Genomic DNA, 14,829 nt, shown 5'->3' with positions numbered 1-14,829 from the left:
CTTGTGGCTTGTACACCTGAAGCACTAGACCGTGTATTATTACAACTAGGACCATTATCCATTTATTGGTACGGTGTGATTATAGCAACTGGAGCGTTTCTTGGACTATGGCTGGCAACAAAAGAGTCTGAGCGAATTGGCTTGAAAAAGGATTACATGGTAGATATCGTTGTTTATGCGATTCCTGTTGCGATTGTATGCGCGCGTATTTACTATGTACTGTTTGAATGGGATCGCTACGTTGGTGGCCCGTGGTGGGACGTTTTTGCTATTTGGGAAGGCGGTATTGCCATTCATGGTGCATTAATTGGGTCTGTTTTAACGGCTTATATTTATACAAAACTAAAAGGCATATCATTTTGGATGATGACCGATATTGCTGCACCCAGCATTATTTTAGGTCAAGCCATTGGCCGCTGGGGTAACTTTATGAACCAGGAAGCACATGGTGGCCCAGTTTCTGAGAGTTTTTATAACAACTATATGCAATACTTACCCGATTTTATTAATCAGCAAATGTGTATTGGCGGAACGGTCTATCATCCAACCTTCTTATATGAATCACTGTGGAATATTGCCGGTTTCATATTCTTATTGATCTTAAGACATAAATTTAACCCGCGTCGTGGGGAAGTATTTCTGAGCTATGTGATTTGGTATTCTGTGGGACGCTTCTTTATTGAAGGAATGCGTACAGACAGCCTGTATTTGTTTGGTGAAATTCGTACAGCCCAATTGATCTCAGTTGTACTTGTGGTAGGAGCGACTGCACTTATGATTTACCGACGCAAAAAAGGGTTAGCGAATAAATATTACAACGGTAAAAAAGTAAAATAGGGGAGGGTGGAGTATGATAGGCATCCTAGAGCGTGGACTAAAAAAAGGCTTACAGCTTACGTGGACATTAGGGAAAGTGATATTTCCCGTCACCCTCATCGTAACGATCCTTCAGTTCACGCCCATTCTTCCATGGGTAATCGGAAAACTAGAGCCGTTGATGGGCTGGTTAGGACTCTCCGGTGAAGCGGCTGTCCCACTCGTCCTTGGAAACTTTCTAAACCTGTACGCGGGAATTGCTGCGATTATTTCGTTTGATTTTACCGTGAAGGAAGTGTTAATTTTAGCGATTATGCTATCCTTTTCACACAACCTCTTAATTGAGTCGACCGTTGCGAAAAGGGTGGGTGTAAGCTGGTGGTTTGTTGCAGGAGTAAGGCTCAGCCTAGCTTTTGTATCTGCTTTTCTTATTAACACGTTTTGGAAAGGTGGTCAGGAGCAAGCCGTTTACGGTTTTGCTCCCGAGCAGCAGGCTACACCTGAGGGCTGGACTGAGATTATTATACATGGTATTCAGACAGCTATGATGGGAATTGTTCAATTGGCACTTATCGTTATTCCATTGATGATCTTTATGCAATATTTACGAGAAAGAGGCTGGCTCGATCGGTTTTCGGAGTGGGTGGCACCAGCGACTCGCTTCCTTGGAATGGAACGCAACACCTCTATGACGCTTGTTGCCGGCCTAACGATCGGATTGGCTTATGGGGCGGGTCTAATGATTCAAGCGGTAGAAGAGGATGGCGTTTCTAGAAAAGATATGTATTTGGCTATTTTATTTCTAGTTTCATGTCATGCGGTCGTGGAGGACACGTTGATCTTTATTCCGCTTGGGATACCTGTTTGGCCGCTGCTTTTGATTCGTTTGTTAACAGCGATCGTGTTGACGGCTTCTGTTGGATTAGTATTAAATAGGTTACAGCGTGAGAGAAAGGAAACTTCTAATGAGCATACGTACGATACTTTTTGATTTAGATGGAACATTAATTGATACGAACGAGTTGATTATCGCTTCGTTCACTCATACGATTGAGTATTATGGCAAGCGTCCCTTCAACCGGGAAGAGATTATCAACTTTATCGGACCACCGTTAAAAGATAGTATGAGGCAGATTGATGCTGATCGTGTGGAGGAGTTGATTGAGATATATCGTTCCCACAATCTTGCGAACCATGATGATTATGTTACCGCCTATGACGGAGTGGTTGAGACGATTCAGTCGTTAAAAGAGCAAGGTTTTCGTTTAGGTGTAGTGACGACGAAAATGCGTCAAACTGTCAATATGGGGCTAGAACTTGCAGGACTAGACGGAATGTTTGAAACGGTTATAACGCTCGATGATGTAACAAATGCAAAACCGCATCCCGAGCCGATTGCTAAAGCTCTTGAGGCACTAGATTCCCAAGCTTCTGAAGCATTAATGGTGGGAGATAGTACGCACGATATTGAAGCAGGTAAAAATGCGGGGACAAAGACGGCTGGTGTAGCTTGGACCGTTAAAGGCTCGGCAGTATTGGATGAGCTTAATCCTGATTATATGTTGACGAATATGAGGGACTTACTGGACATTATGGGAGGATAAAGGATGCGTAATACAAAGCGTTACCGAGTAAATGGAGGAAATTCCCTGTGGCACATATATAGGACAGTGCCGTTCTTAAAAGTGGTTAAAAACTTTATTATCATACAGGTCGCAAGGTATATGCCTTTATTACGAGTGAAAAATTGGTTATACCGCACGTTCCTTCGTATGAAAATTGGGGATGAAACAGCATTTGCTCTCATGGTCATGCTGGATATTATGTTTCCTGAGAAAATTTCCGTAGGTCAGAATTCTGTAATTGGTTACAATACTACGATTTTAGCGCATGAATATTTAATAAAAGAATATCGCTTAGGCGATGTGAAAATTGGGGATGAGGTGATGATTGGTGCTAATACCACCATCCTTCCTGGTGTTCATATTGGTGACGGAGCGATTGTTTCAGCAGGCACTCTTGTCCATCAAGATGTGCCTGCTGGTTCATTTGTAGGCGGGAACCCCATGAGACTTATTTACACGAAAGAAGAAATGGACGAGCGTGCTAAGCGTGATCAATTTTTTAAGGACGAGGTGTAGCGTTGTGACGATTAATCAACGGATTTTGCCTGCTATTAAGCATATGAAAGAATTTGAATCTCTACTTGAATCCACATCGGAGTACATTATTTTACTTGATACTCGTCTTGGACTGCTGAAAAAAATAGTAAATGCTGGCCAAAAGGCTGGCAAAAAGGTTCTAATCCATGTTGATTTAGTCCAAGGATTAAAGGCAGATGATTATGGGATGGAGTTTCTCGGCAGGGAAGTTAAACCGGATGGGGTGATTTCGACAAGGTCCACTGTGATTCAACGTGCGAAAAAGTATGAGTTAATTACAGTGCAGCGTTTATTCCTTATTGATAGTCAAGCCATCGAACACAACGTCCAAATAATAAAAAAAGCACAGCCAGATTATGTAGAAGTTTTGCCTGGAATATTACCGGGAATGATACAAGAAGTTAAAGATCGATTAGGTGTTCCGGTCATAGCAGGCGGGCTGATTCGTACTATGGAGGAAGTAGATGAAGCGATCCAATCAGGCGCTTCAGCTGTTACTACCTCTCGTACAGAGCTTTGGAAGTTTTAGTTTTTTTAGAATTACATAATTATTCTAAGAGGAAGATAGTAGTAAAAACGAAGGGGTGTTTTATCAGGCGATATTTGGAGCGTGTCCAAATCTATGATTTTGGCTTGTTACCATTCTCTTTATAGCTAGCTTATCAACCTCATTACGAACTGAGCTTAGAAAAGCTCAGCAGCCGCTTAATTAGATTAGAGGAGGATGATCAGGGTGGAAAAATATATTTTATCCATTGACCAGGGAACGACGAGTTCGCGTGCGATGTTATTTAACCATGACGGGGAAATTGTCGAGACAGCACAAAAGGAGTTTGAACAATACTTTCCTAAGCCAGGCTGGGTTGAGCATGATGCCAACGAAATTTGGACGTCTGTGTTAGCTTGTATGGCGGATGTGCTTACCAAAGCAGATGTGGAAGCCGAACAAATCGCTGGGATAGGGATTACGAATCAGCGGGAAACGACGGTTGTCTGGGATCGTAATACAGGAAAACCGATTTATAGAGCTCTTGTCTGGCAATCTCGTCAGACTCAGGAGATTTGCAACGATCTTCGTGAGCAAGGCTTAAATGATATGTTCCGTGATAAAACAGGTTTGCTGCTGGATCCTTATTTTTCCGGCACAAAAGTGAAATGGATTCTTGACCATGTGGATGGTGCCCGGGAGAAAGCAGCCAATGGTGAGCTAATGTTCGGAACTATTGATACATGGCTCGTCTATAAGCTATCGGGGAAGAAAGAGCATGTGACGGATTATTCTAATGCGTCAAGAACCCTTATGTACAATATTTATGACCTGGAGTGGGATGAGGAGCTGCTTGATATTTTAGGTGTCCCAAAGAGCATGCTTCCTGAAGTGAAGCCTTCTTCAGAAGTGTATGCCCATACAGTCGATTATCATTTCTTCGGCAGCAGCATTCCAATTGCCGGGATTGCAGGTGATCAACAAGCTGCGCTCTTCGGACAAGCTTGTTTTGAAAAGGGGATGGCTAAAAACACTTATGGTACAGGCGGGTTTATGCTGATGAATACGGCTGAGGAAGCGGTGCGTTCTGATCAAGGGCTTCTGACTACGCTTGCCTGGGGTGTCGGCGATAAAGTAGAATACGCCCTTGAGGGAAGTATTTTCGTGTCAGGATCCGCGATTCAATGGCTCCGTGACGGTCTAAATTTGATAGAGTCCTCTAAGCAAAGTGAAAGCATTGCAGGTGAGGTGGATTCGACTGACGGCGTGTATGTTGTTCCAGCATTTGTCGGGCTTGGCACCCCGTATTGGGACAGTGAAGCTCGCGGAGCCGTGTTCGGATTAACTAGAGGAACGAAAAAGTCTCACTTTGTCCGTGCTACTCTTGAATCATTGGCTTATCAAGCGAAGGATGTCGTTGATGCAATGGTAGAGGATTCCGGGATTGAATTGAAGAAACTGCGTGTTGATGGCGGGGCAGTCAAAAATGACCTGCTAATGCAGTTTCAAAGTGATTTGCTGAACGTACCTGTCGAACGCCCGAAAATAAATGAAACGACAGCACTTGGAGCAGCCTATTTAGCTGGTCTGGCCGTAGACTTCTGGAAAGATCAGAAAGAAATCTCTAAGCAATGGTATGTGGAGAAGGATTTTGATCCACAAATGAACGAAGAGAAAAGCGCTGAACTTTATGAAGGCTGGCAAAAAGCAGTAGAGGCTGCACGCGTTTTTAAGTTATAAGAGACTAATTCTTTACCGTTCCACAAAAGTCTGTTACAATAAAAATAAGTTAATATGATGAGGTCGGAGATACGGAGAGACCACGACACTTTATAACGATACAGTTATAGAGATGCTCGTGGTCTATTTTTTTGTGAATCGATACACTTGTAGCAAGCATATACACATATTTTTACCGTTTTCAGGGAATACCCGTAGCAGATGACCTCATTAGAATCGAAATGGCTGAAGGAGAGATTATATGAAACCATTTTCTAGTTATCATCGACAAGAACAATTTGAAAAGCTTAATAAAGAACAGTGGGATATTCTCGTGATCGGAGGCGGGATAACTGGGTCAGGCATCGCTTTAGATGCGGCAAGCCGCGGGATGAAAACAGCGGTCGTAGAAATGCAGGATTTTGCAGCAGGAACCTCAAGCCGCTCAACAAAGCTGGTGCACGGCGGACTTCGCTATTTAAAACAATTTGAGGTTAAGATGGTAGCCGAGGTCGGGAAAGAACGCAAGATCGTTTATGAGAATGGCCCCCACGTTACAACTCCTGAGTGGATGATGCTGCCGTTTCATGAAGGTGGCAACTTTGGTCCGTTCACAACAAATATAGGTCTCAGGGTATATGATTACTTAGCAGGTGTGAAGAAAAGTGAACGAAGAACCATGCTTAGTCCTGAAGAGACGCTTGAACATGAACCTTTAGTGAAACATGATGGCCTTAAAGGCGCAGGCTTTTACGTTGAATATAAAACGGATGATGCCCGTTTAACCCTTGAGGTAATGAAGAAGGCTGTGGATTATGGAGCTGTTTCTGCCAATTATGCAAAAGTTATTGATTTTCTGTATAACGAGCAAGGTACGATAGAAGGCGCAATTGTTGAAGATACGATAAGCGGCGAGACTTACCAAGTACAGGCGAAAAAAGTTGTAAATGCCGGCGGCCCTTGGGTTGATGAATTGCGCGAAATGGATGGATCTAAAAAAGGAAAAACCCTTCAATTGACCAAAGGGGCTCACCTCGTATTCGATCAAGAAACGTTTCCTCTGAAGCAGGCGGTTTATTTTGATACACCAGACGGCCGTATGATTTTTGCGATCCCTAGAGACGGAAAAACCTATGTCGGAACAACAGATACGGAATATGATGGTGACATTTCCCACCCAAAACTGACGATTGCTGATCGTGATTATATTTTAGATGCGATTCACTTAATGTTTCCTTCTGTTGAGGTCAAGGCTGCTGACGTTGAATCTAGCTGGGTAGGGGTAAGGCCGCTCATTCATGAAGAAGGAAAAGATCCGTCAGAAATTTCCCGTAAAGATGAAATTTTCACTTCCGAATCGGGGCTCATCTCAATGGCTGGTGGAAAACTTACCGGATACCGTAAAATGTCCCAATCCGCTGTCAATTTGGTTCGCGATCAGTTAGCTGAGGAGTATGGCATTCGTTACTCAGATTCAGAAACGATCCACATGCCGATATCAGGCGGCGAAGTGAGCGGTTCAAAAGGGTTTAAGAAATTTAAAGAAGAACGTATTCAGGTTGGAAGGTCAATGGGTCTGACAGCTGAACAAGCGAATAAGCTCGTAGGTTTATATGGAGCTAATGTCGATATTGTTTTCCAAGTATATAAGAACAAAAAACAGTCGGCGGAAAAAGCACAAATTGATCCGGTAGTTTTCGCTCAGCTTGTTGTAGCATTGGAGTATGAATTTGCATATAAACCCGTTGATTTCTTTGTCCGCCGAACCGGTGCTTTGTTCTTTGATATTGATTGGGTTAGGAAGCATCAAGATTCAGTCATTAACTTTATGGCGGCCGAATTGGACTGGACGACACCACAGAAGCAAGGCTATAAAGATGAATTAAATCAGTTGTTGAGCGAAGCTGTCGAGCCAGTAGAAATAGGATAATGATATAGTAAGACGATCCCTTTGCCTATTGAGGGATCGTCTTTTTCATTGTATAATTTTACTAATTATACTCGTGTTTTATGGGAGGATATGACATGACTGATGTGCAAAGTTTAATTCGCAAGGACGCAAAGAGACAGCTATTAATGGGAAGCCTGTTCATTACTGGTATGCTCTCCTTTACTATCACATTTCTGTACACCATGGAAGAAAGTCTTCTCATTGGAGCTTTCTATGGAATCTTATTTGGTGCGATTGGGATCGCTCTTGTTAGAAGCGGCTGGAAGGACTCCATCAAAGCGAAGCAATCATTACAGTTTGTTCATGATTGCTCTGTAGAAACTTTTAAGAGAGTTCCTAAGAGAATGTATATCGGTCATAGAGCTTCGTCGATTTTTCATGCCAAGTTATATGACATGGATGGAGAAGTTTACAGTGAAATTCGACAACAGAAGCTGCGCGGGAGTCGGGTTATTGGCACGATTTCTTCCTTTTATGCAGGGGGATGGATGGCACCAGCCACTTACCAAATGGTCGGGGCAGATGGTGAGACCTCTTATAAGATTGACAAAAAAGGTGGTACATATTGGCGAGGCTATGTTCAACATTCTAATGGGAATTATGTAGCTTATACCGATTTGAAGCGTAGTAAGAAAACAGGAAAAAGCACCTTTTATTATATTGAAAAGGATTACTATCATTGGAAGGCTGAGGGAGATTCACATATCGGCCACTTCGAGGTAACAGATGGAGAAGGACGACTGTGGGCTGTTGCGAAACGGGGAGCCATTCCTATTGAAGCCGCAGACCGTTTTGATCAAATGCCAGGCTATTTAATTGAATGGAAGGTTAGGGATGATGTGCCTCATTCGTTAGTAGCTTTTCTATTTTTATTACAGACCAGTAGGGATGTTTAAAGTCACTGTGCTATCTTCCACAGTGACTTTTTTGGTGTTAATCTAAACGTTATTCTGAGAGTGAGTATGAGATGGAAAAGAAATGGGGGACAGACACCCAGGTTGGCGGACGGTATCAAGGAAATTTTAGGAGACTTCGTGTTTTGGTAATAAAACCTCATTTTTTTATTCTGTTTCTTCCATAGTAAGAAGGGAAGATTATAGAGATACGACGATTGACGGTTTTACTTTTTCTTGTTAGCATATTAGCATACTAAAGGATTTTTCAAATGAAAGGTTGGAGCACCAATGGCGAAACGATTGATGTTTGAAAAACCACTGGGAATGCGCGACACGCTTCCTTTTTTTTATAACCAAAAAACGAAAGCGAAAGAAAAATTAACATCAGCCATTCTTTCCTATGGCTATTCGATGATGGATACACCGTTGCTCGAATACCATGAAACGGTTGGAAAAATGAGTGCGACGTTAGAACAGCAGTTATTTAAATTATTAGATCAACAGGGACATACGCTCGTGCTGCGTCCAGATATGACCGCACCGATTGCTAGGGTTGCAGCCTCTCAGCTAAAGAATGCAGAGTTCCCTATAAGACTTGCCTACGATGGACCGGTCTTTCGTGCTCAGCAAACGGAAGGGGGGAAGCCCGCCCAATTTGAACAAGTGGGTACAGAATTAATTGGTGATCATTCTTCCTATGGAGATGCTGAGGTGATTGCCCTTCTAGTAGAATCACTGAAACAATCCGGTTTGGAGGATTTTGTGATTACCATTGGTCATATTGGGTTTGTGAAGGCCTTTTTCAATGATTTGCTTGGTGATGACGATGAAACAACAGAGCTATTATTACAACATCTATATAGGAAAAATTATGTAGGTTTCCGGGAAGATGTGAAGAGGAGCCAGCTTCCAAGTGACACGAAAAATGCATTGCTATCCCTTTTACAGCTTCGCGGTGGAGAGGAAGTTTTCACGGCGAGTAAAGCGTTGGCAAGAAATCAATCTTGTATGCAGGCAGTAAATGAATTAAAGCAGCTTTATAAAATTTTAAACCAATATGGGGTAGACCAGTATGTTCATGTAGACCTTAACCTAATTAGTCATATGAACTACTATACAGGAATTTTGTTTGAGGGATATGCTCCAAACTTAGGTGCCTTGCTTTGTAATGGAGGTCGTTATGATACATTACTGCCATCTTTCCAATTGAATGCTTCAGCCACAGGCTTTGCTATTCACTTAGAACGTTTAATTGAAGCACTGGATGTCCAAGAAGAGGAAGATGTTCGAATGGGCGTTATTGTTGATGATGATACACATGCTGAAGGGATAAAAAGGGCAGCGGAATTACGTAGCGAAGGACACTTGGTGTTATTGCAACACGTCGATCAAATCCCTGATTTAATCAAATTCAAGGAACAACTTAATGACAGTATTGACTTAACTGTAAAAGGAGGCGGACTTGATGAGTAAGCCTTTAACCATCGCAATGCCTAAGGGCCGGATATATGAAGAGGCCGCGGAACTTATGAAGCGAGCGGGCTACTTTTTAACTGCAGACGCTGAAGAGTCAAGAAAGCTGATTTTAGAGTTTCCAGAACAAAATATTCAAATTATGATGGCAAAACCAATGGATGTGGTAACATATGTGGAATATGGGGCAGCGGACATCGGTATTGCTGGGAAAGATGTTCTCTTAGAGCAGGACCGTGATGTATATGAGGTGCTGGATCTGCAAATTAGCCCTTGCTATGTAGCCGTTGCAGGATTGCCCGACAAACCACTTGGGCGTATTGCACCCAAAATTGCGACTAAATATCCGAAAATCGCTTCTGATTATTTTAGAGAACAAGGCGAACAAATTGAGATTATTCCATTGAATGGTTCCATCGAACTAGCTCCGCTGATCGGACTAGCTGATCGGATTGTCGATATCGTTTCTTCAGGACGAACATTGCGAGAAAACGGCTTAATGGAATACGAGAAAATAGCCGATATTACCTCAAGGCTGATCGTTAATCCAGTTAGTTATCGAGTCAAAAGTAAAGATATAGATGAAATGGTTCGCAAGTTAAGTGGTGTTGTGGAGGTGGAAAGTTCATGAAAATCATGAAGAGATCAGATCTCTCTTCTTTGAGAAGAAGTGTGGATCAGGGCACAGAAGAACAGAGACGATCCGTTCAAAGGATTATTCAAGAAGTGAAGGAGAATGGCGATCAGTCGGTCAAAACTTACACGGAACAATTTGATGGTGCGGATATTGTAAACTGGCGTGTCACCCAAGATGAGTTTGATGAAGCCTACATGTCTATTGATGGGGGCTTTGTAGAGATTCTAGAAGAAGCTGCAGCGAACATTCGAAGTTTTCATGAAAAGCAGCGGACAACGTCATGGTTTGAAACAAGTGAAGACGGTACAATTCTCGGGCAAAAAGTGACTCCAATTGCTGCTGTGGGCGTGTACGTACCGGGTGGAACAGCGGCTTATCCTTCCTCAGTTTTTATGAACGTAATCCCAGCACAAGTCGCAGGAGTCAAACGGATTGTCATCGTCACGCCTCCAGGTAAGGACGGTAAGGTTCCTGCCGGGGTCCTTGTAGCTGCTCAGCTTCTAGGGGTGGATCATGTCTATAAAGCAGGGGGAGCTCAAGCGATTGCCGCCTTAGCTTACGGAACTGAAACGATTGCTCCCGTTGACAAAATAACAGGGCCGGGGAATGTTTATGTTGCTTTAGCGAAACGGGAAGTGTTCGGGGATGTCGATATTGATATGATAGCCGGGCCAAGTGAAATTGCTGTTTTGGCGGATCATACTGCAAAAGCTGAAGAGGTAGCAGCAGATCTGCTGTCACAAGCCGAACACGATGCCAGGTCATCCAGTGTTCTCGTCACTACAGATGAGTCATTAGCAGAAGGAGTTCGGACCGCTGTATATGAACAGCTTCGCTCACTGCCTCGGTACAATATTGCCAAAGCCAGTATTGACGAATATGGAGCCATTATAGTGTGCGACACCAAGCCGGAAGCACTTGATACCATAAACGAAATGGCTGCTGAACACTTAGAAATTGTGACAGAGAACCCCTTTCAGGATATGGCACAGGTTAACCATGCAGGTGCGATTTTTCTAGGGCCTTATAGCAGTGAGCCGGTTGGCGATTATTTTGCGGGACCGAATCATGTACTTCCGACAAGTGGGACAGCACGCTTTTCAAGTCCGCTTACCGTTGATGATTTTGTGAAAAAATCGAGCATTATTTCTTACAGTGAACAAGCTTTACAAAAGAATGCCGACAAAATTGCTCAGTTTTCCAGGTTAGAAGGATTAGAAGCACATGCAAGGGCCATAGAGTCACGTAAGGAGCGATGGAAATGACCAAGGATAGAAAAGCTTCGATTACTCGAACGACCCGTGAAACGGATATTAATCTGGAATTTTTAATTGATGGAGAAGGAAAAGCAGATCTTGAGGTGCAAGTCCCTTTTCTATCCCATATGCTTGAGCTTTTTACAAAGCATGGATTGTTTGATTTAACGGTAACAGGTAAGGGGGACGTGGAGGTAGATGATCACCACTTAACGGAAGATATCGGCATCTGCCTTGGACAAGCTTTGCGGCAGGCTCTGGGGGATAAAAGTGGTATTAAACGTTATGGATCCATGACGCTTCCGATGGATGAAACGCTTGTTACGGTTGCTGTTGATTTAAGTGACCGGCCACATTTGGAATGGAAAGCTGACTTGCCAAAAGATCGTGTAGGAACGTTTGATACAGAGAATGTACATGAGTTCTTTTGGAAACTCGCCGTTGAAGCCCGAATGAATTTACATATCGTTCTTCACCACGGTCACAATACGCATCACATTATTGAAGCGATGTTTAAAGCATTGGCGAGGGCTCTAGATGAAGCAACGCAAATTGATCCTCGTATTAAAGGGGTGCCGAGTACGAAAGGAAGTTTGTAAATGATTGGAGTCATTGATTATGGGATGGGGAATTTATTTAGTGTCTCAAAAGCCCTTGAACGTCTTGATGTCCCTTATAAAATAGGAAATCGACCGAACCAGCTTGAAGATTGCTCTGGCTATATTCTGCCAGGAGTAGGCGCTTTTCCCGATGCCATGCAGGCTTTACATGAACATAAATTCATCGATTTCATTAAACGGAAAGTGGATGAAGGTGTACCTTTATACGGGATTTGCCTCGGGATGCAGTTATTATTCGAGGAAAGTGAAGAAGGCGGCGAAACGAAGGGGCTCGGTTTATTTCCTGGAAAAATCAAAAGATTCACAGGAAAGAATGATGCAGGTGTCTTTTATAAAGTTCCACATATGGGGTGGAATCAGCTGGAGATCCAACAGCCGAATCAGCCTCTCTTGTCCCAGGTAGAACAGGAGTATGTGTATTTCGTCCATTCCTATGTTGTTCATACAAATGAGCAGCAGCTTCTGTATGCAACAGCCGATTATCATATGGCTGTCCCGGCTATCGTCGGGAAAAACAATGTTGTGGCGAGCCAATTTCATCCAGAAAAAAGCGGTCGTGCCGGCATGCAGTTATTAGAGAATTTTTGCAAACGGATGGTACAACAGTGAGGAGCATGTGTAATGAGTTTTACAATTTATCCGGCCATTGATATGCGTAACGGGAAGTGTGTTCGTCTTGAACAAGGTGATTTTAATAAACAAACTGTGTATGGCGATAACCCTTTTGAAGTAGCCCAAAAGTTTGCAGAAGCGGGAGCCTCCTGGATCCATATGGTTGATTTAGATGGAGCAAAGGAAGGATCGAAGCAAAATGTTGAACATGTAGTAAAGGTCGCACGTGAACTTCATTGTAAGGTTCAAATTGGTGGTGGAATCCGCTCTGAAGAGGATGTTACTTATTATTTGGACCGTGGTGTGGACCGGGTGATTATCGGTTCGTTGGCGATCCGTGACCTTCCGTTAACGAAACAGCTTTTGAAAAAATTCAAAGAAAAAATCGTCATTGGCTTAGATGCAAGAGATGGCTATGTAGCCACAGAAGGCTGGCTTGAACGCTCGGAAGTGACGGCTGTTGATTTAGGAAAAGAACTCGCCGAAGCTGGTGCGGAAACATTTGTTTATACCGATATTGCAAAAGACGGAATGCTTCAGGGGCCAAACACGGAGGAAATCGTCCGTTTAGGTTCAGAAACGTCTGTCAACGTGATTGCTTCTGGAGGAATCCAGGGACTCGAAGATTTGCGTGAACTAAAAAAATACCAAGAGCAAAACGTCATCGGTTCGATAGTAGGAAAGGCGTTGTACACGGATCGATTCCAGCTTTCTGATGCACTTAGGGAGGAGGTACGCTAATGTTATCGAAGCGGATTATTCCCTGTTTAGATGTAAAGGAAGGCCGAGTGGTAAAAGGGATTCAGTTTGTTGATATCCGTGACGCCGGCGACCCGGTTGAACTGGCGAAAGTGTATGATGAACAGGGCGCAGATGAGCTTGTGTTTTTAGATATCTCTGCAAGTCATGAAGGTAAAAAAACAATGATCGATGTTGTTCGGGAGGTAGCTTCCGAGCTTGCCATTCCTTTTACGGTTGGCGGTGGGATTCGCACGCTTGAAGATATGAAGGAAACGTTAAGAAATGGTGCAGATAAGGTTTCTCTGAATTCTGCGGCTGTTAACCGTCCTGAGGTGATTCGAGAAGGTGCAGACTATTTTGGAAGCCAATGTATCGTTGTTGCGATTGATGCACGCTATGACGAATCAGTGGGTACGTGGCGTGTGTATACGCATGGCGGGCGGACACCGACAGAGTGGACGGTAACCGACTGGGCTCAAGAAGCTGTCCGGCTTGGCGCTGGTGAAATTTTGTTAACTTCAATGAATAAAGATGGCGAGAAATCAGGATTTGACTTACCGCTCCTGAAGGCCATTCAGGAAGTGGTGGGGGTACCGGTCATTGCTTCAGGCGGGGCTGGCGCAGCTGAACATTTCTATGAAGTTTTTGAAGAAGTAGATGCAGATGCAGCATTAGCGGCTTCTATCTTTCATTATAAAGAAACATCGATCCGCAATGTGAAGGAATATTTAGCAGGGAAGGGAGTCGTTGTACGATGAATCTTGATGCCATTCAATTTGATGAAAAAGGATTAGTGCCTGCCATTGTTCAAGATGCGCGCTCGAAATCTGTTTTGACTCTTGCCTATATGAATCGGGAATCAATCAACCTAACGTTAGAAAAAGGGGAAACCGTATTTTATAGTCGCTCACGAAATGAACTTTGGCACAAAGGAGAAACCTCTGGAAATACGCAAAAGGTTGTAAACATTCATTTTGACTGTGATCAGGATGCCCTGTTAGTCCAAGTGATTCCATCAGGACCTGCTTGTCATAAAGGCGAGTATAGCTGCTTTAATGAATCGTTACTCGACAAGGGTGATAAAGGTGTTGAACAGCAGCCTTATGCGATACTGGACCAATTAAGAAATGTGCTCTCTGAGCGAAAGACAACTTTACCTGAGAATTCCTACACATCACAACTTTTTCAGGAAGGTGTGGACCGGATTGCCAAAAAGATTGGGGAAGAAGCAGGAGAGGTAATCATAGCAGCAAAAAACGATGATCCAGAAGAGCTTTCGATGGAGTCAGCGGACTTATTATTCCATTTGTTGATGCTGTTGACGGATCGCGGAGTAAGCTTGGATCAAGTCTTAGCTGTGTTAGAAAAACGGCATCAATCATAGATTCAGGCTGGACATCCCTGACTAAATTTGTAGTTAGGGATGTCTTGTCCTGAACAGATGGAAAACTTTATTCTG

General features: G+C 43.3%; 16 protein-coding genes. All 16 read left to right on the top strand.

Going from position 1 to position 14,829, the window contains the following annotated elements:
• Positions 1-3 precede the first annotated feature (3 nt).
• The 16 genes from lgt to hisIE all read left to right on the top strand — a co-directional run bounded on the left by lgt (position 4) and on the right by hisIE (position 14,754).
• Positions 4-837: a prolipoprotein diacylglyceryl transferase gene (gene lgt, locus MUO14_RS05210; RefSeq protein WP_244754018.1), complete on the top strand. Its 834-nt coding sequence runs from the start codon at positions 4-6 to the stop codon at positions 835-837.
• A 13-nt stretch (positions 838-850) separates the two neighbouring features.
• Positions 851-1,807 carry a nucleoside recognition domain-containing protein gene (locus MUO14_RS05205; RefSeq protein ID WP_244754017.1) on the top strand — a complete coding sequence of 319 codons (957 nt, stop codon included), beginning with the start codon at positions 851-853 and terminating at the stop codon, positions 1,805-1,807.
• Positions 1,782-2,420, top strand: a complete 639-nt coding sequence (ppaX, locus tag MUO14_RS05200) for a pyrophosphatase PpaX (RefSeq protein WP_244754016.1) — start codon at positions 1,782-1,784, stop codon at positions 2,418-2,420. The genes MUO14_RS05205 and ppaX overlap by 26 nt, the downstream gene beginning before the upstream one ends.
• 3 nt (positions 2,421-2,423) lie before the next feature.
• A complete protein-coding gene (locus tag MUO14_RS05195; protein WP_244754015.1) occupies positions 2,424-2,957 on the top strand; it encodes an acyltransferase in 534 nt (177 codons plus the stop codon).
• A 4-nt stretch (positions 2,958-2,961) separates the two neighbouring features.
• The gene (locus tag MUO14_RS05190) at positions 2,962-3,507 is read left to right on the top strand and encodes a glycerol-3-phosphate responsive antiterminator (RefSeq protein ID WP_255822163.1); all 546 of its coding nucleotides are present in this window, start codon (positions 2,962-2,964) and stop codon (positions 3,505-3,507) included.
• Between the two features lie 204 nt (positions 3,508-3,711).
• Positions 3,712-5,205: a glycerol kinase GlpK gene (glpK, locus tag MUO14_RS05185; protein ID WP_255822162.1), complete on the top strand. Its 1,494-nt coding sequence runs from the start codon at positions 3,712-3,714 to the stop codon at positions 5,203-5,205.
• A gap of 241 nt (positions 5,206-5,446) precedes the next feature.
• Entirely contained in the window at positions 5,447-7,114 is a 1,668-nt protein-coding gene (locus MUO14_RS05180) for a glycerol-3-phosphate dehydrogenase/oxidase (protein ID WP_244754014.1), read from the top strand.
• A gap of 95 nt (positions 7,115-7,209) precedes the next feature.
• Positions 7,210-8,031 (top strand): hypothetical protein, encoded by an 822-nt coding sequence (locus MUO14_RS05175; protein ID WP_244754013.1) that lies wholly within the window; start codon positions 7,210-7,212, stop codon positions 8,029-8,031.
• Positions 8,032-8,319: 288 nt separating this feature from the next.
• A complete protein-coding gene (locus MUO14_RS05170) occupies positions 8,320-9,504 on the top strand; it encodes an ATP phosphoribosyltransferase regulatory subunit (protein WP_244754012.1) in 1,185 nt (394 codons plus the stop codon).
• Positions 9,497-10,135 (top strand): ATP phosphoribosyltransferase, encoded by a 639-nt coding sequence (hisG, locus tag MUO14_RS05165; protein WP_244754011.1) that lies wholly within the window; start codon positions 9,497-9,499, stop codon positions 10,133-10,135. Before MUO14_RS05170 ends, hisG begins: the two co-directional genes overlap by 8 nt.
• Positions 10,132-11,406, top strand: coding sequence for a histidinol dehydrogenase (gene hisD / locus MUO14_RS05160; RefSeq protein ID WP_244754010.1), 1,275 nt, complete (start codon positions 10,132-10,134; stop codon positions 11,404-11,406). Before hisG ends, hisD begins: the two co-directional genes overlap by 4 nt.
• A complete protein-coding gene (hisB, locus tag MUO14_RS05155; protein WP_244754009.1) occupies positions 11,403-11,996 on the top strand; it encodes an imidazoleglycerol-phosphate dehydratase HisB in 594 nt (197 codons plus the stop codon). The genes hisD and hisB overlap by 4 nt, the downstream gene beginning before the upstream one ends.
• The gene (gene hisH, locus MUO14_RS05150; protein ID WP_244754008.1) at positions 11,997-12,626 is read left to right on the top strand and encodes an imidazole glycerol phosphate synthase subunit HisH; all 630 of its coding nucleotides are present in this window, start codon (positions 11,997-11,999) and stop codon (positions 12,624-12,626) included.
• 12 nt (positions 12,627-12,638) lie between these two features.
• Positions 12,639-13,370 carry a 1-(5-phosphoribosyl)-5-[(5-phosphoribosylamino)methylideneamino]imidazole-4-carboxamide isomerase gene (hisA, locus tag MUO14_RS05145; RefSeq protein WP_244754007.1) on the top strand — a complete coding sequence of 244 codons (732 nt, stop codon included), beginning with the start codon at positions 12,639-12,641 and terminating at the stop codon, positions 13,368-13,370.
• The gene (gene hisF / locus MUO14_RS05140; protein ID WP_244754006.1) at positions 13,370-14,128 is read left to right on the top strand and encodes an imidazole glycerol phosphate synthase subunit HisF; all 759 of its coding nucleotides are present in this window, start codon (positions 13,370-13,372) and stop codon (positions 14,126-14,128) included. The genes hisA and hisF overlap by 1 nt, the downstream gene beginning before the upstream one ends.
• The gene (hisIE, locus tag MUO14_RS05135; RefSeq protein ID WP_244754005.1) at positions 14,125-14,754 is read left to right on the top strand and encodes a bifunctional phosphoribosyl-AMP cyclohydrolase/phosphoribosyl-ATP diphosphatase HisIE; all 630 of its coding nucleotides are present in this window, start codon (positions 14,125-14,127) and stop codon (positions 14,752-14,754) included. Before hisF ends, hisIE begins: the two co-directional genes overlap by 4 nt.
• Positions 14,755-14,829 lie beyond the last annotated feature (75 nt).

Origin of the sequence: Halobacillus shinanisalinarum, assembly GCF_022919835.1 — a bacterium.
Lineage (GTDB): Bacteria > Bacillota > Bacilli > Bacillales > Halobacillaceae > Halobacillus_A > Halobacillus_A shinanisalinarum.
This window is presented reverse-complemented; position numbering and strand designations above follow the sequence as displayed.

Bases quoted from the DNA above. Each gene is read 5' to 3' on its own strand.
- MUO14_RS05205 (WP_244754017.1), top strand. From the start codon at position 851: ATGATAGGCATCCTAGAGCGTGGACTAAAAAAAGGCTTACAGCTTACG.
- ppaX (WP_244754016.1), top strand. From the start codon at position 1,782: ATGAGCATACGTACGATACTTTTTGATTTAGATGGAACATTAATTGAT.
- MUO14_RS05195 (WP_244754015.1), top strand. From the start codon at position 2,424: ATGCGTAATACAAAGCGTTACCGAGTAAATGGAGGAAATTCCCTGTGG.
- MUO14_RS05180 (WP_244754014.1), top strand. From the start codon at position 5,447: ATGAAACCATTTTCTAGTTATCATCGACAAGAACAATTTGAAAAGCTT.
- MUO14_RS05175 (WP_244754013.1), top strand. From the start codon at position 7,210: ATGACTGATGTGCAAAGTTTAATTCGCAAGGACGCAAAGAGACAGCTA.
- MUO14_RS05170 (WP_244754012.1), top strand. From the start codon at position 8,320: ATGGCGAAACGATTGATGTTTGAAAAACCACTGGGAATGCGCGACACG.
- hisG (WP_244754011.1), top strand. From the start codon at position 9,497: ATGAGTAAGCCTTTAACCATCGCAATGCCTAAGGGCCGGATATATGAA.
- hisD (WP_244754010.1), top strand. From the start codon at position 10,132: ATGAAAATCATGAAGAGATCAGATCTCTCTTCTTTGAGAAGAAGTGTG.
- hisB (WP_244754009.1), top strand. From the start codon at position 11,403: ATGACCAAGGATAGAAAAGCTTCGATTACTCGAACGACCCGTGAAACG.
- hisH (WP_244754008.1), top strand. From the start codon at position 11,997: ATGATTGGAGTCATTGATTATGGGATGGGGAATTTATTTAGTGTCTCA.
- hisA (WP_244754007.1), top strand. From the start codon at position 12,639: ATGAGTTTTACAATTTATCCGGCCATTGATATGCGTAACGGGAAGTGT.
- hisF (WP_244754006.1), top strand. From the start codon at position 13,370: ATGTTATCGAAGCGGATTATTCCCTGTTTAGATGTAAAGGAAGGCCGA.
- hisIE (WP_244754005.1), top strand. From the start codon at position 14,125: ATGAATCTTGATGCCATTCAATTTGATGAAAAAGGATTAGTGCCTGCC.